Origin of the sequence: Streptomyces toxytricini (genome assembly GCF_014649915.1) — a bacterium.
GTDB lineage: Bacteria > Actinomycetota > Actinomycetes > Streptomycetales > Streptomycetaceae > Streptomyces > Streptomyces toxytricini.
In genome coordinates, this window is record NZ_BMTY01000013.1 from 37,012 (window position 1) to 56,192 (window position 19,181).

General features: G+C 74.6%; 16 protein-coding genes. 3 read left to right on the forward strand and 13 right to left on the reverse strand.

Translation table 11 applies throughout. The features are described 5' to 3' along the window. Positions 1–55 precede the first annotated feature (55 nt). The gene (locus IE170_RS17750) at positions 56–1,399 is read left to right on the forward strand and encodes a UDP-glucose dehydrogenase family protein (protein WP_189810373.1); all 1,344 of its coding nucleotides are present in this window, start codon (positions 56–58) and stop codon (positions 1,397–1,399) included. A 27-nt stretch (positions 1,400–1,426) separates the two neighbouring features. Here IE170_RS17750 and IE170_RS17755 read toward each other — a convergent pair whose 3' ends face one another. The 4 genes from IE170_RS17755 to IE170_RS17770 all read right to left on the reverse strand — a co-directional run bounded on the left by IE170_RS17755 (position 1,427) and on the right by IE170_RS17770 (position 5,594). Continuing rightward, positions 1,427–2,518, reverse strand: coding sequence for a membrane dipeptidase (locus IE170_RS17755; protein ID WP_189810374.1), 1,092 nt, complete (start codon positions 2,516–2,518; stop codon positions 1,427–1,429). Between the two features lie 207 nt (positions 2,519–2,725). Further along, positions 2,726–3,916, reverse strand: a complete 1,191-nt coding sequence (locus IE170_RS17760; RefSeq protein WP_189810375.1) for a dipeptidase — start codon at positions 3,914–3,916, stop codon at positions 2,726–2,728. Then, positions 3,913–4,458: a 5-(carboxyamino)imidazole ribonucleotide mutase gene (purE, locus tag IE170_RS17765; protein ID WP_189810376.1), complete on the reverse strand. Its 546-nt coding sequence runs from the start codon at positions 4,456–4,458 to the stop codon at positions 3,913–3,915. The genes IE170_RS17760 and purE overlap by 4 nt, the downstream gene beginning before the upstream one ends. Further along, the gene (locus tag IE170_RS17770; protein WP_189810377.1) at positions 4,455–5,594 is read right to left on the reverse strand and encodes a 5-(carboxyamino)imidazole ribonucleotide synthase; all 1,140 of its coding nucleotides are present in this window, start codon (positions 5,592–5,594) and stop codon (positions 4,455–4,457) included. The genes purE and IE170_RS17770 overlap by 4 nt, the downstream gene beginning before the upstream one ends. Before the next feature lie 213 nt (positions 5,595–5,807). On the opposite strand from IE170_RS17770, the gene IE170_RS17775 reads away from it, so the two are divergent. Beyond that, positions 5,808–6,353: a GtrA family protein gene (locus IE170_RS17775; RefSeq protein WP_189810378.1), complete on the forward strand. Its 546-nt coding sequence runs from the start codon at positions 5,808–5,810 to the stop codon at positions 6,351–6,353. Positions 6,354–6,380: 27 nt separating this feature from the next. On the opposite strand, the gene IE170_RS17780 is transcribed toward IE170_RS17775, so the two are convergent. Then, on the reverse strand, positions 6,381–7,646 hold the full coding sequence (locus IE170_RS17780) for a sensor histidine kinase (protein WP_189810379.1): 1,266 nt from the start codon (positions 7,644–7,646) through the stop codon (positions 6,381–6,383). Positions 7,647–7,660: 14 nt separating this feature from the next. Next, complete coding sequence (locus IE170_RS17785; RefSeq protein WP_125546019.1) at positions 7,661–8,338, reverse strand: response regulator transcription factor; 678 nt, start codon at positions 8,336–8,338, stop codon at positions 7,661–7,663. A gap of 494 nt (positions 8,339–8,832) precedes the next feature. On the opposite strand from IE170_RS17785, the gene IE170_RS17790 reads away from it, so the two are divergent. Further along, positions 8,833–10,350, forward strand: a complete 1,518-nt coding sequence (locus tag IE170_RS17790) for a peptide MFS transporter (RefSeq protein ID WP_189810380.1) — start codon at positions 8,833–8,835, stop codon at positions 10,348–10,350. Positions 10,351–10,430: 80 nt separating this feature from the next. Here IE170_RS17790 and IE170_RS17795 read toward each other — a convergent pair whose 3' ends face one another. The 7 genes from IE170_RS17795 to IE170_RS17825 form a co-directional block, all read right to left on the reverse strand. Then, positions 10,431–11,795, reverse strand: a complete 1,365-nt coding sequence (locus tag IE170_RS17795) for a hypothetical protein (RefSeq protein ID WP_229884919.1) — start codon at positions 11,793–11,795, stop codon at positions 10,431–10,433. Further along, complete coding sequence (locus IE170_RS17800; RefSeq protein WP_189810381.1) at positions 11,792–12,787, reverse strand: neocarzinostatin apoprotein domain-containing protein; 996 nt, start codon at positions 12,785–12,787, stop codon at positions 11,792–11,794. Before IE170_RS17800 ends, IE170_RS17795 begins: the two co-directional genes overlap by 4 nt. Continuing rightward, complete coding sequence (locus IE170_RS17805) at positions 12,784–13,689, reverse strand: COG1470 family protein (RefSeq protein ID WP_189810382.1); 906 nt, start codon at positions 13,687–13,689, stop codon at positions 12,784–12,786. The genes IE170_RS17800 and IE170_RS17805 overlap by 4 nt, the downstream gene beginning before the upstream one ends. Before the next feature lie 14 nt (positions 13,690–13,703). Beyond that, positions 13,704–14,363 carry an LPXTG cell wall anchor domain-containing protein gene (locus tag IE170_RS17810; RefSeq protein ID WP_189810383.1) on the reverse strand — a complete coding sequence of 220 codons (660 nt, stop codon included), beginning with the start codon at positions 14,361–14,363 and terminating at the stop codon, positions 13,704–13,706. A gap of 110 nt (positions 14,364–14,473) precedes the next feature. Further along, positions 14,474–15,649, reverse strand: a complete 1,176-nt coding sequence (hutI, locus tag IE170_RS17815; protein ID WP_189810384.1) for an imidazolonepropionase — start codon at positions 15,647–15,649, stop codon at positions 14,474–14,476. 983 nt (positions 15,650–16,632) lie between these two features. Further along, positions 16,633–17,988, reverse strand: a complete 1,356-nt coding sequence (locus IE170_RS17820; protein ID WP_189810385.1) for a formimidoylglutamate deiminase — start codon at positions 17,986–17,988, stop codon at positions 16,633–16,635. Continuing rightward, on the reverse strand, positions 17,979–19,169 hold the full coding sequence (locus tag IE170_RS17825; protein ID WP_189810514.1) for an allantoate amidohydrolase: 1,191 nt from the start codon (positions 19,167–19,169) through the stop codon (positions 17,979–17,981). The genes IE170_RS17820 and IE170_RS17825 overlap by 10 nt, the downstream gene beginning before the upstream one ends. Positions 19,170–19,181: the final 12 nt, after the last annotated feature.

Consider the following 19,181-nt stretch of genomic DNA (forward strand, 5'->3'; position numbering starts at 1 on the left):
TACGGGCGCGACTATGCTCGGTTGCCGCAACAGGCCCCGCACCTCTGGAGCACCCATGGCCCCCCTCAGGATCACAGTGATCGGCACCGGCTACCTCGGCGCCACGCACGCCGCGGCGATGGCCGAGCTGGGCTTCGAGGTGCTCGGGCTGGACGTCGTCCCCGAGAAGATCGAGATGCTGGCCGCGGGACGGGTGCCGATGTACGAACCCGGCTTGGAGGAGCTGCTCGCCGCGCACGTCGCCGGGCTGCCGGGCTCCACGGGCCGGCTGCGCTTCACCCAGTCCTGGGAGGAGGTCGGCGGGTTCGGCGACGTCCACTTCGTGTGCGTCAACACCCCGCAGAAGCACGGCGAGTACGCCTGCGACATGAGCTACGTCGACTCCGCGGTCGAGTCGCTGGCCCCGCACCTGGCCCGGCCCGCCCTCGTCGTCGGCAAGTCGACCGTCCCCGTCGGCTCCGCCGAGCGCCTCGCCGCCAAGCTCGCCGCACTGGCCCCGGCCGGCGCCGACGTGGAGCTGGCCTGGAACCCGGAGTTCCTGCGCGAGGGGTTCGCCGTCCAGGACACCCTGCACCCCGACCGGATCGTCATCGGCACCCGCGGCGACCGTGCCGAGAAGGTGCTGCGCGAGGTGTACGAGCGGCCGATCGCCGAGGGCAGCCCGCTGGTCGTCACCGACTTCCCGACGGCCGAGCTCGTCAAGACGGCCGCCAACTCCTTCCTCGCCACGAAGATCTCCTTCATCAACGCGATGGCCGAGGTCTGCGAGGCCGCCGGCGGCGACGTCGCGAAGCTCGCCGAGGCGATCGGGCACGACGATCGGATCGGGAGCAAGTTCCTGCGCGCCGGCATCGGCTTCGGCGGCGGCTGCCTGCCCAAGGACATCCGCGCCTTCATGGCGCGCGCCGGCGAGCTGGGCGCCGACCAGGCGCTGACGTTCCTGCGCGAGGTCGACTCGATCAACATGCGGCGGCGGGGGCACATGGTGGAGCTCGCGCGGGACGCGGTCGGCGGGGCGTTCCTCGGGAAGCGGGTCGCGGTGCTCGGGGCGACGTTCAAGCCGGACTCGGACGACGTACGGGACTCGCCCGCGCTGAACGTGGCGGGGCAGATCCACCTCCAGGGCGGCCAGGTCACCGTCTACGACCCGAAGGGCATGGAGAACGCCCGCCGGGTCTTCCCGACGCTGGGCTACGCCGAGTCGGCGGTGGCGGCGGCGCGCGGCGCGGACGTGGTGCTGCACCTGACCGAGTGGCGGGAGTTCCGCGAGCTGGACCCGGTCGAGCTGGGTGCGGTCGTGAGCGACCGGCTGGTGCTGGACGGGCGCAACGCGCTGGACGGGGAGCGGTGGCGCGCGGCCGGGTGGACGTACCGGGCGATGGGCCGTCCGCGCGCCTGACGGCACTTGTGGAAGCCGGCGGGGCCGTCAGCCGGTTCGGCGGTGCGCGGCGGCGCGGGCGGTGAACTCGGCGGCGCGCAGGACCCGCAGGGCGTTGCCCCAGGTCAGTTGGGCGATGTCGGTCTCGGGCCAGCCGCGTTCGAGGAGTTCGGCGATGAGTCGCGGGTAGCCGGAGGGGTCGGTCAGGCCGGTCGGGCGGCGGGTTCCGGGCTCGGTGCCGAAGGAGGCGCCGAGGCCGACGGATCCGGGGCCGGCGACGGCCCGCAGGTGGTCGAGGTGGTCGGCGACGGCGTGGAGGGAGTCGCCGGTCTGCCCGGTGTCGAAGGTGGCCATCGCGAGGCCGCCTGCCGCGCGGAGGGCGAGCAGGACGTCGTCGTCGGTGTTGTCCGGGTGCGGGGTGAGGGCGTCCGCGGCGGTGTGCGTGGCGATGACGGGCGCCTTGGACGCGCCGGCGATCCGGAGGGCGGCGGCGGGGGTGCAGCCGGTGACGTCGAGGAGTACCCCCAGCCGGTTGGCCTCCCGGACGACTTCGTGGCCGAACGGGGTGAGGTCCTCGGCGGCCCAGGCGGCTCCTGCGGGGGCGAGGACGCGGACGCCGAGGGCGTGGAAGGCGCGCAGGGCGGCGAGCGAGTCGGTGAGGGCGCTGCCGGGGACGGGGCCGAGGAACGAGGCGATGCGGCCCCGGTTGCGGGCGTCGGCCATGTCGTCGGCGGTGAGCGCGAGGCAGAGGCCGTCGGGGTAGCGGCGCAGCAGGGCGAGGGCTGCGTCGATCTGGTCGAGGGCGTCGGCGAGGGCGTGGCCGGGTGCGGTGCCGGGGGGTGGGAGCAGGGACCAGAACTGGGCGCCGACCCCGCCGGCGCGCAGGCGCGGGATGTCGGTGTCGACGCCGGTGTCGGGGGTGCCGATGTCGTGGTACGGGCTCTGCCGCAGGGTCCGGACGAGGGTGTTGTGCCCGTCGGCGACGGGGTGCAGGGACAGCAGGGCGGCGGCCCGGTCCAGGGCGGAGGCGGGGGCCGTGGCGGGCGGGTCCGAGGCTCCGACGGAGGCCGGTCCGGGCGGGGGCGTCTCGGCCGCGTACGCGGGGTGTGCGGGGGTCTGTTCGTCCTGCAGGTCGGCCATGGGGTTCGCTCCGGGGTGGGCGGCAGCGGGGACGGGAGAGGTGCTGCCACCGTGACACGCGGGGCGGGCGGGCGGCCCGGCGGATGCGGCGTTCGGGTGACCCGCGGGGCGGGGCGGGGGGCTTGACGGCGGGGCGGCCCGGCCCGCCCGCACCACCCATGCGGCGGGGTGGGCCGGGCGGGCCGGGCCGGTCGCGCGGCCGGGAGGTCAGACCGCGGTGTGGAGGACGGCGTTGGAGGGGCCGCGGGTCGCCGAGAGGTCGCGGGCGACGGCCTCCGCGTCGCGCAGCACCCGTACCGCGTTGGACCAGGTGAGCTTGGCGAGGTCGGCGGGCGACCAGCCGCGGTGCAGGAGTTCGGCGACGAGGTTCGGGTAGCCGGCGACGTCGTCGAGCCCGGAGGGGGTGAACGCGGTGCCGTCGTAGTCGCCGCCGATGCCGATGTGGTCGATGCCGGCGACGTCCCGCATGTGGTCGAGGTGGTCGGCGACGGTGGCGGCGGTCGCGACCGGGCGGGGGTGCTCCGCTTCGAAGGCCCGGTGCACGGCCATGGCCTCGGGGGTGGTGTCGAGGTGGTGGAAGCCGTGGGCGCGCAGGTTCTCGTCGGCGGCGAGGGTCCATTCGACGGCCGCGGGGAGGATGAACTTGGGCACGAACGTGGCCATGGCGACGCCGCCGTTGGCGGGGAGGCGCTCCAGGACGTCGTCGGGCACGTTGCGCGGGTGGTCGCAGACGGCGCGGGCGGAGGAGTGGGAGAAGACGACGGGTGCGGCGGAGGTGTCGAGGGCGTCGCGCATCGTCGTCGCGGCGACGTGCGAGAGGTCGACGAGCATCCCGATCCGGTTCATCTCGCGGACGACCTCGCGGCCGAAGTCGGCCAGTCCGCCGTGCCGGGCCTCGTCGGTCGCCGAGTCGGCCCAGTCGATGGTGTCGTTGTGGGTGAGCGTCATGTAGCGGACGCCCAGCAGGTGCAGGGCGCGCAGGGTGGCGAGGGAGTTGTTGATGGAGTGGCCGCCCTCGGCGCCCATGAGGGAGGCGATGCGGCCGTCCCGGCGGGCCGCCTCCATGTCGTCGGCGGTCAGGGCGCGCGCCAGGTCGCCGGGGTAGCGGTCGATCAGCTGGGTGACGGCGTCGATCTGCTCCAGGGTGGCGCTGACCGCCTGGTCGCCGGCGTAGTCGGAGCGGACGAACACCGACCAGAACTGGGCGCCGACCCCGCCGGCGCGGAGCCGGGGGATGTCGGTGTGCAGGTGGGCGGAGGTGTCGCCGGCGATGTCGCGCTGTGCGAGGTCGTAGCGGACCTGCTGGCGCAGGGCCCAGGGCAGGTCGTTGTGGCCGTCGGCGACGGGGTGTTCGGCGAGCAGGGCGCGCGCCTGGTCGAGGCGGTCCGCCGCGGTCACTTGCCGAACCCGAAGGACTCCGCGCCGGCGGCCTTGGCCCGCAGCCGCTTGCCCTTCTCGGTGGCCTGGTTGTTCAGTTCCTGCTGGAAGTCGCGCATGCGGGCGAGGAGCTCGCCGTCGTGCGCCGCGAGCATGCGGGCGGCGAGGAGGCCGGCGTTGCGGGCTCCGGCGACGGAGACGGTGGCGACGGGGACGCCGGCGGGCATCTGGACGATGGACAGGAGCGAGTCCATGCCGTCGAGGTACTTCAGCGGCACGGGGACGCCGATGACGGGCAGGGGGGTGACGGAGGCGAGCATGCCGGGCAGGTGGGCGGCTCCGCCGGCGCCGGCGATGATCGCCTTGAGGCCGCGGTCGGCGGCCTGCTCCCCGTAGGCGATCATCTCGCGGGGCATGCGGTGGGCGGAGACGACGTCGACCTCGTAGGGGATCTCGAACTCGTCGAGGGCCTGGGCGGCGGCTTCCATGACGGGCCAGTCGGAGTCGGATCCCATGACGATGCCGATGACGGGGGCGGGGCTCCCGGTGCTGGGGGTGCTCATGCGGTGATCGTTCCTCGGAGGTAGCCGGCTGCGTGACGTGCGCGCTCCAGCACATCGTCCAGGTCGTCGCCGTAGGTGTTGACGTGGCCGACCTTGCGGCCGGGCTTCACGTCCTTGCCGTACATGTGGATCTTCAGCTGGGGGTCGTGGGCCATGCAGTGCAGGTACGCGGCGTACATGTCGGGGTAGTCGCCGCCGAGGACGTTGGCCATGACGGTCCAGCGGGCCCGGGGGCGGGGGTCGCCGAGGGGGAGGTCGAGGACCGCGCGGACGTGGTTGGCGAACTGGGAGGTGACCGCGCCGTCCTGGGTCCAGTGGCCGCTGTTGTGCGGGCGCATGGCGAGTTCGTTGACGAGGATGCGGCCGTCGCGGGTCTCGAAGAGCTCCACGGCCAGGTGGCCGGTCACACCGAGTTCCCGGGCGATGCGCAGGGCCAGGGACTGGGCCTCGCCGGCGAGCTCCTCGGAGAGGTTCGGGGCGGGGGCGATGACGGTGTCGCAGACGCCGTCGACCTGGATCGACTCCACCACCGGGTAGGCGACGGCCTGGCCGTGCGGGGAGCGGACGACGTTCGCCGCGAGTTCGCGGACGAAGTCGACCTTCTCCTCGGCGAGGACGGGCACGCCGGCCTTGAAGGGGGCCTCGGCGTCCTCGGGGGTCCGGACGAACCAGACGCCCTTGCCGTCGTAGCCGCCGCGGACCGTCTTGAGGATGACGGGGAACCCGCCGACCTCCTCGGCGAACGCGGCCGCGTCCGCCGGGTCCGCCACGATGCGGTGGCGGGGGCTGGGCGCGCCGATCTCGTCGAGCTTGGCCCGCATCACGCCCTTGTCCTGGGCGTGCACCAGTGCGTCGGGTCCGGGGCGGACGGGGATGCCGTCCGCTTCCAGGGCCCGCAGGTGCTCGGTGGGCACGTGCTCGTGGTCGAAGGTGATCACGTCGCAGCCGCGCGCGAAGGCGCGGAGCGTGTCCAGGTCGCGGTAGTCGCCGATGACGACGTCGCTGACCACCTGGGCCGCCGAGTCCTGCGGGGTGTCACTGAGGAGCTTGAACTTGATGCCGAGGGGGATGCCCGCCTCGTGGGTCATACGGGCGAGCTGGCCGCCGCCGACCATGCCGACTACCGGGAACGTCACCCCTCCAGGGTATCGGCCGGCAGTCCGCCGAACGGACGCGGCCCCGCCCAGAACTCGTAGCAACATCCCGTGCGCCCTGCGTCGCGCACCTGTACGAACGCACAGTGCCCGAAGGCACAGACGGGCCGGCGGGGGGACACTTAGCATGAGTGGCCGATCGAGAGGCGACGGACGCCCCGCTGGGGGCCGCTACGGACGGGACCGACCATCACCATGACCACGCCGGAACGGGGCTCCGCCCTCGAACGCGTACGCGGCCTCGCACGCGAAGTCGCGAAGTTCGGGGCTGTCGGGGGCCTGGGCGTGCTCGTCAACCTGGGCGTCTTCAACCTGCTGCGGCACACCACGGACCTGCAGGTGGTCCGGGCGAGCGTGATAGCCACCGTCGTCGCGATCACGACGAACTACCTCGGCTTCCGGTACTTCACCTACCGGGACCGGGCGCGGACGGGCGGCTCGCGGGAGGTGCCGCTGTTCGTGGCGTTCAGCCTGATCGGCCTGGTGATCGAGAACGGCGTGCTGTACGCGGCCACGTACGGGTTCGGCTGGGACGGCCGGCTCGCCTCCAACGTGTTCAAGTTCGTCGGCATCGGCACGGCCACGGTGTTCCGCTTCTGGTCGTACCGGACGTGGGTCTTCAAGGCGCTGCCGCAGGCGGCGCCCCCGGCGGTCGCGGAACCGGCGCCGGCGGTGCGGGCCGCGGCCCGGCCGGCGCGGGAGGGCGGGACGCGCTCCCCGGAGCCCGCCGGAAACAAGTAGGGCGTCGGCCGGCCGGCCTTCACCGGGTCAGCGGACGGTCTGCTCCCGCTCGCCGCGCTCGGGCTGGGTGCGGCTGAGGAACAGGGCGAAGACCGGGGGCTGGGCCTGGAGCAGTTCGAGGCGGCCGCCGTCGGCCTCGGCGAGGTCGCGGGCGACGGCGAGGCCGATGCCGGTGGAGTTGCGGCCGCTGATGGCCCGCTCGAAGATCCGGTTGCCCAGGTCGGGCGGGACGCCGGGCCCCTCGTCGGTGACTTCCAGGACGGCCTGGTTGCCGACGACGCGGGTGCGCAGGGCGACGGTGCCGCCGCCGTGCATGAGCGCGTTCTCCACGAGGGTGGCCAGCACCTGGGCGACCGCGCCGGGCGTCCCGAAGGCCCGTACGCCGGTCTTGCCGGAGCGGACGATGGCCCGCCCCTCGCTGCGGTAGGCGGGGCGCCACTCCTCCACCTGCTGTTTGACGACCTCGTCGAGGTCGAAGGGGACCGCGGAGCCCGTGCGCGGGTCGCGGGAGTTCGTCAGCAGCCGCTGGACGACGTCGGTGAGCCGCTCCACCTGGGCGAGCGCGATGGTGGCCTCCTCGCGGACGGTCGCGAGGTCGTCGGTGACGGTGATCTCCTCCAGCCGCATCGACAGCGCGGTCAGCGGGGTGCGCAGCTGGTGTGAGGCGTCGGCGGCCAGGCGCCGCTCGGCGGTGAGCATCCGCCCGATCCGCTCGGCGCTGGAGTCGAGGACGTCCGCGACGCGGTCCAGCTCGGGCACCCCGTAGCGGCGGTGGCGGGGGCGGGGGTCGCCGGAGCCGAGCCGTTCGGCGGTCTCGGCGAGGTCGGTGAGCGGGGACGCCAGCCGGTTGGCCTGGCGGATCGCGAGCGCCACGGCGGCGACGACGGCGAGCAGCGCCACCGCGCCGACCACGGCGAGGGTCCGCCCGACCTCCTCGGTGACGATGGAGCGGGGCTCCTCGACGACGACGAGTTCGCCCTGCTCGCCCTTGGCGGTGCCGCGCAGGACGCTCTCGTCGGTCCGCTCGCCGACCTCGACGGGGGGCTGCCCGGGGACGGTGATCCGGGCGTAGCGGCCGGGGTCGAGCTGCTCGGCGAGGGCGTCGGAGTCGATGGGGCGGCGCTCCGCCGCGCTCGCCTCGACGATGCCCGCCAGGCGCAGGGCCTCGGACTCGATGCGGTCCTGGGCGCTGCTGGTGATCGTGCGGGTCTCCACGATGACGAGGGAGACGCCGAAGACGGCGATCACGACGAGCACCACGGCGAGGGTGGACTGGATGAGGCGGCGGCGCATGGCTGGGGGCCCGGTCAGCTCTTCTCGAAGCGGAAGCCGACGCCGCGGACGGTGGCGATGTAGCGGGGGTTCGCGGCGTCGTCGCCGAGCTTCTTGCGGAGCCAGGAGATGTGCATGTCGAGGGTCTTGGTGGAGGACCACCAGGTGGTGTCCCACACCTCGCGCATGAGCTGGTCGCGGGTGACGACGCGGCCGGCGTCGCGGACGAGGACGCGCAGGAGGTCGAACTCCTTCGCGGTGAGCTGGAGCTCCTCCTCCCCCATCCAGGCGCGGTGGGACTCCACGTCGATGCGGACGCCGTGCGTGGCGGCGGGCTGGGGGGCCTCGGCGGCGCCGCGCCGCAGCAGGGCCCGGACGCGGGCGAGGAGCTCGGCGAGGCGGAACGGCTTGGTGACGTAGTCGTCGGCGCCCGCGTCCAGGCCCACGACGGTGTCGACCTCGTCGGCGCGTGCGGTCAGCACGAGGATGGGGAAGCCGAGCCCCTCGGCGCGCAGCCGGCGGGCGACCTCCAGGCCGTCCATGCCGGGCAGGCCGAGGTCGAGGACGACGAGGTCGACGCCGCCCTGGAGTCCTGCGTCGAGGGCGGCCGGGCCGTCCTCCCGGACCTCGACGTCGTACCCCTCCCGGCGCAGGGCGCGGGCCAGGGGCTCCGAGATGGATGCGTCGTCCTCGGCGAGCAGTACACGCGTCATGTGGGTGATGGTAGTCCGCGGCGGCGATCCGCAGGGGCGGCCCCGCGCACCCCTTTCCATCTGGCCTTATGAAGGCAGGCAGCCTTCGAAAATGCCGAAACGGTTCCCAATCTCCTTGTGATCCATCTCTCAAGTCCTTTCATATGCCGCCCCGTCGTGTCGTATGGTGGCGAGACGCCTGATGCACTACCACCGGGACCTTTGCGCCGAAATCCGAGCCAAAGGTCTCAATTCTGTCCGGATCGATCAGAGGGTCTTGACGACTTTCCCGATCGGCTTCGGTGACAGTGGATGACCTGTGGGCCGGCGCCCCGCGCGCGTTCGTGTGCGCGAGGGCGTGGATCCCGGTTGCGCTTGTTCCCCCGCTCCCTCCGCGGCGCGGGTGCGGTCCCCGGGGCGTGGGGGCAGGGACAGCAGCCGCCGGTTCCGGCCACCCCCCACCGGGCGCCGACCGGCTCACGAAGCCAGGCGTCCCGAGCAAACAAGGATCGACCATGGCTTCCAGCCTGACGAAGGGCGCGGTGGACCCGTCCGCCGAGAAGACCTTCTTCGGCCACCCCCGTGGCCTGGCCACTCTCTTCATGACCGAGATGTGGGAGCGCTTCTCCTACTACGGCATGCGGGCGCTGCTGGTGTACTACCTGGTCTCGGGCGGCGCGGACGCCGCCACGGGATCCCAGGGCGGCGGCCTGGCCATGACCGCGGCCACGACGACGGCCATCTACTCCGTCTACGTGTCCATGGTCTACCTGATGGCCATGCCGGGCGGATGGTTCGGCGACCGGGTCTGGGGCGCGCGCAAGACGGTCGCCATCGCCGGCTTCGTGATCATGACGGGCCACCTGACGCTGGCCCTGCCCGGCCAGGCGGTGTTCTTCGTCGGCCTGCTCCTCGTCGCGGTGGGCTCCGGTCTGCTGAAGGCCAACATCTCCACGATGGTCGGCCACCTCTACGACGGTCCCGAGGACCCGCGCCGTGACGGCGGCTTCACGCTGTTCTACATCGGCATCAACCTCGGCGCGTTCGTCGCCCCGTTCGTCGTCGGCACGGTCGGCAAGGAATACAACTGGCACCTGGGCTTCGCCCTCGCCGCCGTCGGCATGGGCATCGGCCTCGCGCAGTTCCTCATCGGCACCAAGCACCTCAGCCCGAAGAGCAGCCAGGTCCCGAACCCGCTGTCGGCCGAGGAGCGCAAGGCGGTCATCACCAAGGCCGCCCTCGGTGCCGCCGCCATCGCCGTCTTCTACGGCGCCGTGGTCGCCCTGGGCGCGTACACCCTGAACTGGGTGCTCGTGCCGCTGACCCTCGCCGGTCTGATCATCCCGGTGGCCGTGCTGGTCCGCATCAAGCGCGACAAGGACCTGAACAGCACCGAGCAGTCGAAGATGACGGCGTACATCTGGTTCTTCGTCGCCGCCGCCGTCTTCTGGATGATCTACGACCAGGGCGGCTCGACGCTGTCGCTGTTCGCGGACTCCAAGACCGCCGACACCGTCTTCGGCCTCGGCTTCTCGGCCACCTGGTACCAGTCCCTGAACCCGCTGTTCGTGATGGCACTGGCCCCGGTCTTCGCCTGGCTGTGGCTGTGGCTGGCCCGCAGGAACCAGGAGCCGAACACCATCGTGAAGTTCGCGATGGGCCTGGTCCTGGTCGGCGGCTCGTTCTTCGTCTTCATCGTCCCGATGAACATGGCCGGCGACGGCACCATGGTCTCCCCGATGTGGCTCGTCTCGATCTACATGATCCAGACCATCGGCGAGCTGTGCCTCTCCCCGGTCGGCCTCTCCGTCACCACGAAGATGGCCCCGCAGAAGTACGCCTCCCAGATGATGGGCGTCTGGTTCCTCGCGGTCACCGCGGGCGACTGCACCACCGGCCTGCTGTCGCTGGCCGGCGTGGACCTGAACGGCACGATCATCATCGGCATCCAGGCGAGCGCCGCCGTCCTCGCCGGTGTGGCGGTCTACGCCTACCGCAAGAAGGTCCAGGCGCTGATGGGCGACGTCCACTGACGCACCCGCACTCGCGCTGAGCCGGCGGCCCGGCACCCCTGTGGAAGGGGTGCCGGGCCGTCGGCGTCACGCCGGTCCCGTCAGCGGCGGGTGCCGCCGCGCAGGCGGTGCCAGGGGGTGAGCGTGAACACCGCCGCGCCGAGCAGGACCACCGTCGCGGCGGCCACCGCGAGCGCCCGCACGCCGCCCGTGTCGGCCGCGCCGGTCTCGGCGAGGCCGCCGGGGCCGCCCGACCCGGCGGAGGCTGCGCCTGCGGAGGCCGGGGAGCCGGAGCCGCCGGGCTGGGCGGTGGTGTCCAGTTCCAGGGACACGCCGCTGGAGACCGCCTTGCAGGGCACGTTGATCGGCGTCGAGCCGGGGCTCATCGTCACGTCGATGGTCAGCCGGTCAGGGGTCAGCGTGACCTTGCCGGTCGCGCCCGGCTTGTAGGTGCCGGTCATGTCGCTCAGGCTGACCGGGGCCTTGTCCGGGATCGGCTCCGCGTTGGCCGGGCCGGAGACCCGGACCGTGCCGGTGTCCGCGCCGCCGAGCCTGATGTCCATCGAGGGCTTCAGGGCGCCCGCGGGGAGGGCCATGGGGCTGGCCATCGCCCCCTTGGCGGTCTTCACGGTGAGGTCGAAGCCGCCGCCGTTCTTCCTCGCGTTGACCGTCACCGGGGTCTTGACGCCGCCCGGGACGACGGCGCCGCAGTCGAAGGCCACCTCGACGGGCTTGCCGGGGAAGTCGGTCTGCCCGCCGCCGCCACCGGTCGTGGCGCCGCCGGAGGCGGTGCCGCCCGTGGACGAGCCGCCGGTCGCGGCGCCGCCGGAGGCGGTGCTTGCGCCCGAGGTGGTGCCACCGGACGTGGTGCCGCCGCTCGCCGAGCCGCCGGAGGCCGTGCCCCCGCTCGTCGTGCCGCCGCTCGCCGAGCCGCCGTCCGACACCTTGATCACCGCCGCCGCAGCGGCCGCCTCCTTGGGCGAACAGCGCGTGACGAACCCGCTGAAGTCCACGTCGTACCGGCCCGGGGTGATCGTCACCTCCCCCGCCTTCGTCAGCTTGACCTTCCCCTTCATGTCGGACAGCACCATCGGCGCCTTCTTGGGGATCGGCGGGTTCTTCCGCTCCCCCTCCAGCTTCACCTCGCCCGCGAGCGCCCCGCCGAGCCCCACCCAGCCGGTCGGCTTCACGGTGTCCTTGCCGAGGTCCATCAGGTCCGTGTTGTCCGAGGCCGCCTTGACGGTCTTCCACACCACCTCGACCTCGTCGCCGACCTTCGCGGCGGCGGGCGCCGTCACCGAGACGGTCGTCGTGCCCTGGACCGGGCCGCCGCCGCCCGCGGGCGGTATGCACTCCACCTTGTACGCGACCTCCGCCGCTTGGGCGGGGCCCGCCCCCAGCAGCGCGGCCGCGCCGCCGAACAGCAGCGCGGCCGCGGCCGCGCTCACCCTCCGTTGGGTCTTCACTGGTGTCCCTTCGTCGTCGGACTGCCGGCTGACGGTGCGGACGTCTGCGGTGCCGTGAACCACGGCAGGTCGGCGGCGGCCTCCCCCGGCCCGGCCGCCTCGGGGGCGGCTCCTTCCCCGGCCGGTGCCTCCGGCGCGGGCGCCGGCCGGACCCGGTCGACGAGGGCCATCCCGGCCCGGAACAGGCCGGCGGGCACCACCAGCAGGAGCAGGGCCCAGAACAGCAGCACCCCGTACGGGCGGGCCACCGCCCACGGCCGGGCCGCCAGGACCGTCTCCCCGTACATGAGGGAGACCGTGTGGCTCCCGTGCGCGCCGGCCCCGAGCGTGACGGGCAGCCGGACCTCCGCCCGGCCCCCGGGCGGGATGGCGCCCTTCCAGCGGACCTCCTCCCACTGCGGTGCGTGGACCCCGCGGGCCGTGCCCAGGCGGAAGACCGGGTCCGCGACGGGCCCGGGGCCGGTGTTCCCGAGGGTGACGGTGAAGGTGCGCGAGGGCGGCGCCCCGAACCGGGTCAGGATCCCGTCTCCGCCCGCCAGCCGGGCCGGACCCAGGACCGCGAGGCGCGGCGCGCCCTGCTCGGGCGGCAGTTCGGCGACCGGGTGGCCGGTGAGCGCGAGCGGGAGGGCGACGGTGGCGGCGTCCCCGGCGACCGAGGTGACGTTGACGATGCACGGGCACGGCTTGGGCGGGGCGGTGGCGGCCAGCCGCGCCGTGAAGCGGCCGTCGCCGCCGACGGAGACGGCCGCGCCCTCGGCGTTGGCGCAGCTGTTGGTGCCGCCGATCATGTTCTGGCCGCAGACCAGCAGCATCACCAGCGTCCCGGCCCGCCAGCCCGTGCCGGTCACCGTGAGCTCCGTTCCCGGGGCGGCCTCCCGGAGGGAGAGCTGAGCCGCCGGCTGTGCGTCCGCGGCGGAGGCCGGTGCCGACGCGGCGAGCAGGCAGGCCGCGAGCGCGGCCGCGGCGGCGCGGGCCGCGGACCCGCCGGTCACGCGCGTGCTCCCGTCGGCGCGGGGGCCGGCCCCGGTCCCGGGGCGGGTACGGGCGGCCTGCACCGGGCGTGCCGCCTGCGGGCGAGGACCATCACGGCGGCTCCGCCCAGGGCGAGCACGGTCCCCGCGCCGGCCGCGGGCCCGGCGGGTGCGAACCGGGCGGACGCGGTGGCGGTGGCGGGCGCGGCTCCCGGGGCAGTGGCGGTCAGGGTGACGTCGGCGGCGTCGAGGCGGGGTGCGCCCGGCCACGGCTCGGCCAGGCGCACCCGCCCGCCCGGCGGCACCTCCGCGGGCAGGGCCCGCTCGGGGCGGCCGGGCAGCGGCCCGAACAGGCCCTCGGCGCGCACCGACACCCGCGGCGCGAGGGGCACGTTCCCCCGGTTGACCAGGGTGTACGCGACCTCCGTGCGGGCGCCGCGGCCCCGTACCGCGACGTCCTCGACGGTCAGCGCGGCGAGCGTCGGGCCGCCGACGCGCAGGTGGACCCGTACGGCCTCCTCGCGGCCGGCCTCGGCGGCGATGACGGCGGCCCGGCGGTCGCCGGGCAGCGCGGCCGGTGGGACGGTGACCGTGAAGGGGACGGCCGCGCGGGTCCGCGGCGGCACGGTGACGGCGGCCGCCCCGCCGAAGCTGATCCAGGATCCGGCCGCATCGGCCCCCCGGAGGGTGAGCGTGCGCGGCCGGTCGGAGGCGTTGGCCAGGGCGAGCCGGTCCTCCAGTACGGCTCCGGGGGCGCCGGCGAGGTAGAAGTCGGCCCGGGGCGCCGATCCGGCCGTGCCCGGCTCGGGGGCGGCGCTCCAGTCGGGGCCGTCCGCGGCGCGGGCGGGGGCCGCACCGAGCAGCAGCAGGAGCGGCAGTACGGAGGCGGCCCTCCGGCCGCGGGGGCGGCGGGGCACGGGCATGACCGGTGCTCCGTTCAGGTCCGGGCGGCCCGGCGGCTGCGCCGGCTCAGCCACAGCAGCCCCGCGGTGCCGGTCAGCAGCACGGTACCGGCGAGGGTGGCGAAGGCGGCGACGGAGTCCTCGGGTCCGGTCTGCGGGAGGGTGTCGGCGGGCCCGCCCCCGGCGCCGGCCGCGGCGGTGACGTCCAGCTCCAGCGACGGCTTCGGGCTGTTGCCGGGGGTGCAGGTGGTCGTCGTCCCCATCGCCTTGATGGTCAGCACGCCCGCCGTGAAGGTGACCCGGCCCGACTTCCTCGGGGTGTAGGTGCCCGACAGGTCGGTGATCTTGATGGGGGTGTTGGCGGGCGCCGCCTCGGGGTTCGGCGGGCCGGAGACCGCCACCTGCCCCTGGTCGGCGCCGCCCACCACGATGACCGCGCTCGGGTTCATCGCGCCCTTCCCGAGCTCGATCGGGCTGGAGGAGACGCCCTTGCGGAAGGACATCGTCAGCTTGTAGCCGCCGCCCTCCGGGGCGGCCTTGATGTCGATGGGCGAGACGGCCGACTTGTCCCCGATGGGCGTCTTGCAGTCGTAGGCGACGTCCACGACGTCGGCGCGCGCCGTGCCGGCGGCGGGCAGAACCGCCGCCCCGGCCAGCGCGAGCGCGACCGCCGCCGAGCGTGTGCGGTGGGACACCTTCGTCCTCCCCTCGAACCGATTCTGGCGGCACATCAGATCGGTGGCTCAAGGTACGCCCGGGGCCCTGCAAGGGGAAGACGAAGGACGCGGCGTTCGGCCGCGGCCCGTCAGGCCGCGCGCACCCCCCGCTGCCACACCGCGGAGACCAGCGGCACGCCCGGCCGGTACGCCAGGTGCACGTGGCTCGGGGCCTCCAGCAGCGCCAGGTCGGCGCGGGCACCCGGCGTCAGGACCCCGATGTCCGTACGGCGCAGCGCGCGGGCGCCGCCCGCGGTGGCCGACCAGACGGCCTCGTCCGGCGTCATCCCCATGTCCCGGACGGCGAGCGCGATGCAGAACGGCATGGAGCTCGTGTACGAGGAACCCGGGTTGCAGTCCGTGGACAGCGCGACCGTCGCCCCCGCCTCCAGGAGCCGGCGGGCGTCCGGCCACTGCGCGCGGGTGGAGAACTCGGCGCCCGGCAGCAGCGTCGCCACGGTGGTGTCCGCGGCCTGGGCGAGGGCGTCGACGTCGGCGTCGGTCAGGTGCGTGCAGTGGTCGGCCGAGGCCGCGCCCAGCTCGACCGCGAGCTGCACGCCCGGGCCGTACGACAGCTGGTTGGCGTGGACGCGCGGAATCAGCCCGGCGGCCGCGCCCGCGGTCAGGATCGCGCGGGCCTGGTCGCCGTCGAAGGCGCCCTTCTCGCAGAAGACGTCCACCCAGCGGGCGTACGGGGCGCACGCCGCGAGCATCTCGCCCGTGACGAGGGCGACGTACCCGGCAGGGTCCTCGGCGTAGTCCGGGGAGACGATGTGCGCGCCGAGGTAGGTCACCTCCTCCGTGTGCGCGGCCGCGATGCGCAGGGCGCGGGCCTCGTCGGCGACGGTCAGGCCGTAGCCGGACTTCGTCTCGAAGGTGGTGGTGCCCTGGCGGCGCGCCTCGTCGAGGTGGCGGACCAGGTTCGCCTCCAGCTCGGCGTCGGACGCGGCGCGGGTTGCCGCGACCGTGGTGCGGATGCCTCCGGCGGAGTAGCTGCGGCCCGACATGCGGGCGTTGAACTCGGCCGTTCGGTCGCCGGCGAAGACGAGGTGGGAGTGGGAGTCGACGAAGCCGGGGATCAGGGCGCGGCCCTGGGCGTCGAAGGCGGTGTCCGCCGGCGGGGCCTTGGCCGTGGGGCCGACCCAGGCGATGCGGTCGTCTTCAACGACGACCGCTGCGTTTTCGACCAGGCCGAGGGGGCCTGCGCCCAGCGCGGGGTCGTTGGTGACGAGGCTTCCGATGTTGCCGATGACTGTAGTGCTCATGGGTTCCTTCCAGGGGTTGCTTTCCCCCACCCCGCCCCTTCCCGAAACCGGGGCTCCGCCCCGGACCCGCTGCCGCCGCACGGCCGCAAGGCCGACCCTACGGGCCCGCGCCGCAAACGCCGCGCACCCGAAGCGCCGGGGCTCCGCGCCCGTGCGCTCAAACGCCGCGCAGGCTGGACGTGCCGGCCCGCCGGCTGCGAACCGAAAGGCACCCGACCGGAGCTCCGGGGCTGCGCCCCGAACCCCTTGCGGGCGCTTCGCGCCCGTGCGCTCAAACGCCGCGCAGGCTGGATGTGCCCGACCCCGCCGGACGGCCGGGCCGGCACCCCGGGTGCGAGCCCAGCCCTTCCGGGTGCCGATCCGGCCCGGCCGGGGCCTTGTCCAGCCCCACCGGGGGACCTGCCCAGCCCCACCGGGGGACCTGCCCAGCCCCACCGGGGGACCTGCCCAGCCCCACCGGGGGACCTGCCCGGCCCCACCGGGGGACCTGCCCGGCCCCACCGGGGGACCTGCGCGGCCCCGCCGGGCCCATCCGGTTCCCGTCGGAACCATCCGGTCCCGCCGGAACCATCCGGTCCCGTCGGGGACCATCCGTCCCGCCGGGGACCACCCGGTCCCGCCGGGGACCTGCCAGCCCCGCCGGCGTTTGAGGCGCGGGGTGTGGGGCGGAGCCCCGCAACCCCAGCCACAGCGGCGCTGAAGCCGGCCGGCCCCGGCAGGGGCCAAGCCGGCCCCTGCCCGAGGGGACCCATCCAGCCCCACCGGGGGGACGCATTCAGCCCCACCGGGGGGACGCATTCAGCCCCACCGGGGGGACGCATTCAGCCCCACCGGGGGGACCATCCAGCCCCGCCGGCGTTTGAGGCGCGGGGTGTGGGGCGGAGCCCCGCGGGCCCAGACGGAGATGAACAGCCCCGCCGGCGTTTGAGGCGCGGGGGTGCGGGGCCGGGCCCCGCGGGACCCGGCCGCGGGGTGGGGTGGGGTCAGGTGCGGACTGCGGTGATGGCGGTGGACAGGGCCGACGGGACGTCGGGGACCAAAGTGTGGGCTCCGTCTCGGACGATGTGGCGGCCGCCGACGACGGTGTGGCGGACATCCGCGGCCGACGCCGCGAACACGGCGGTCTCGGCGCCGAGCCTCGGCAGGGGCCCTGCCGTGCGGACGCTGTCCAGGGCCACCGTGGTGAAGTCGGCCAGGGCGCCCGCTTCGAGGCGGCCCGCGTCCGGGAGGCCCAGCGCCGCGTGGCCGTCCGCGGTGGCGGCTGTCAGCAGCGCGTTGGCGGTCCAGTGCCCCCGCGTCCGGCTGCGGAGCCGCTCGTCCAGTTCCATGGCCCGCGCCTCCTCCAGCAGGTCGATGACGGCGTGGCTGTCGCTGCCCAGGGACAGAGGGCTGCCCGCCTGCTGGAGGCGGACCGCCGGCCCGATCCCGTCGGCGAGGTCCCGTTCGGTGGTGGGGCACATGCAGGTGCCGGTCGCGGTGCCGCCGAGGAGCGCGATGTCCTCGTCGGTGAGGTGCGTGTTGTGGACGCCGGTGGTGCCCGGCCCGAGCACCCCGTGGTCGGCGAGCAGCCGGGTGGGCGTGCAGCCGTGGGCGGCCTGGCAGGCGTCGTTCTCGGCGGTCTGCTCGGAGAGGTGGACGTGCAGCGGGGCCTGCCGCTCCTCGGCCCAGCGGGCCACGGTGCCCAGCTGCTCCGCGGGGACGGCGCGCACCGAGTGCACGGCCGCGCCGATCAGGGCGTGCCCGCGCGGCTTGAGGGCCGAGACGCGTTCGGCCCAGGCGTCGGCGGTGCCGTCCGAGAAGCGCCGCTGGTGCTCGTTCGGGGCCTGGCCGAAGCCGGAGGAGAGGTAGGCGGTGTCGAGGAGGGTGATGCGGATGCCGGCGGCCGCGGCGGCTTCGACGAGGGCTTCGCCCATGGCGTTGGGGTCGGCGTACGGGGTGCCGTCCGCCTGGTGGTGGACGTAGTGGAACTCGCCGACGTTCGTGATTCCGGCGAGCGCCATCTCGGCGTACACGGCCCGGGCGAGGTCGAAGTACGTGTCGGGGGTGAGGCGGCGGGCGACGCCGTACATGACCTCGCGCCAGGTCCAGAAGGTGCCCGAGCCGACCTGGACGGTGCCGCGCAGGGCCCGGTGGAAGGCGTGGGAGTGGGCGTTGGCGAGGCCGGGGAGGGTGAGGCCGCGCAGGACCTCCGCGCCGGGCGGCGGGGCGGCGGCCCCGGTCCGCAGGGCGGCGATGCGCCCGTCGTCGGACACGTCGAGGGCGACGCCCGGCTCGACATGGGTGCCGAGCCAGGCGTGCTCCAGCCAGTACGTCTTCACCGTGCGCGGGGTCAGTGACACGCCAGGCCTTCCAGTACGTCGGCGAGGGCGAGGACGCCGGCGACGCAGTCGTCCTCGGGGGCGAACTCCAGCGGGGAGTGGGAGACGCCCGTGGGGTTGCGTACGAACAGCATCGCGGTGGGGACGGACGCCGACAGGATGCCCGCGTCGTGTCCGGCGCCGGTGCCGAGGACGGGCACGGAGCCGCCGAGGATCCGGTTGATTTCGTCGCGCAGGGCGTGCTCGAACTCGACGACCGGGGTGAAGGACTCCCGGACGACGGCGAGGTCGACGCCGTCCTTGTCGGCGCGCTCGCGGGCGGCCTTCTCGATGGCGGTGACCACGGTGTCGAGGGTGGCCTGGTCGGCGGCGCGGGAGTCGAGCCAGCCCCGTACGAGGGAGGGGATGGCGTTGACGCCGTTCGGTTCGACGGCGACCTTGCCGAAGGTGGCGACGGCTCCGGCGAGTGCCGCCTCCGTACGGGCGGCCAGGACGGTCTCGGCGTAGGTGAGCATCGGGTCGTGCCGGTCGACGAGGCGGGTGGTGCCGGCGTGGTTGGCCTCGCCGCGGAAGTCGAACCGCCAGCGGCCGTGCGGCCAGATGGCGGAGGCGATGCCGACGGAGTCGCCGGACAGGTCGAGGGCGCGGCCCTGTTCGACGTGGAGTTCGACGAAGGCGCCGATGCGGGCGAGCCGTTCGGGGTCGGGCCCGATCGCGTCGGGGTCGTACCCGGCGGCCTCCATGGCCTGCGGGAGGCTGATCCCGTCGGCGTCGCGCAGCTCGTACGCCTTCTCCTTGGTCAGCTGCCCGGAGGTGAGGCGGGAGCCGACGCAGGCGAGGCCGAAGCGGGCGCCTTCCTCGTCGCCGAAGTTGACGATGGCCAGCGGCCGCTTGAAGCTCGCGCCGCGGGCGCGGAGCTCGTCGAGTGCGGCGAAGGCGGAGACGACGCCGAGGGGGCCGTCGAAGGCGCCGCCGTCGGGTACGGAGTCGAGGTGGGAGCCGGTGACGACGGCGTCGCCGGCGGCCGGGTCGCCGAGCCAGGCCCACTGGTTGCCGTTGCGGTCGGTCTCGACGTCGAGGCGGCGGGCCTCGGCCTGCATCCGGAACCAGAGCCGGCAGTCGGCGTCGGCTCCGGTCCAGGCGTAGCGGCGGTAGCCGCCGGAGGCGTCGCTGCGGCCGAGGGGCCGCAGCGACGCCCACATGGCGTGGAAGCT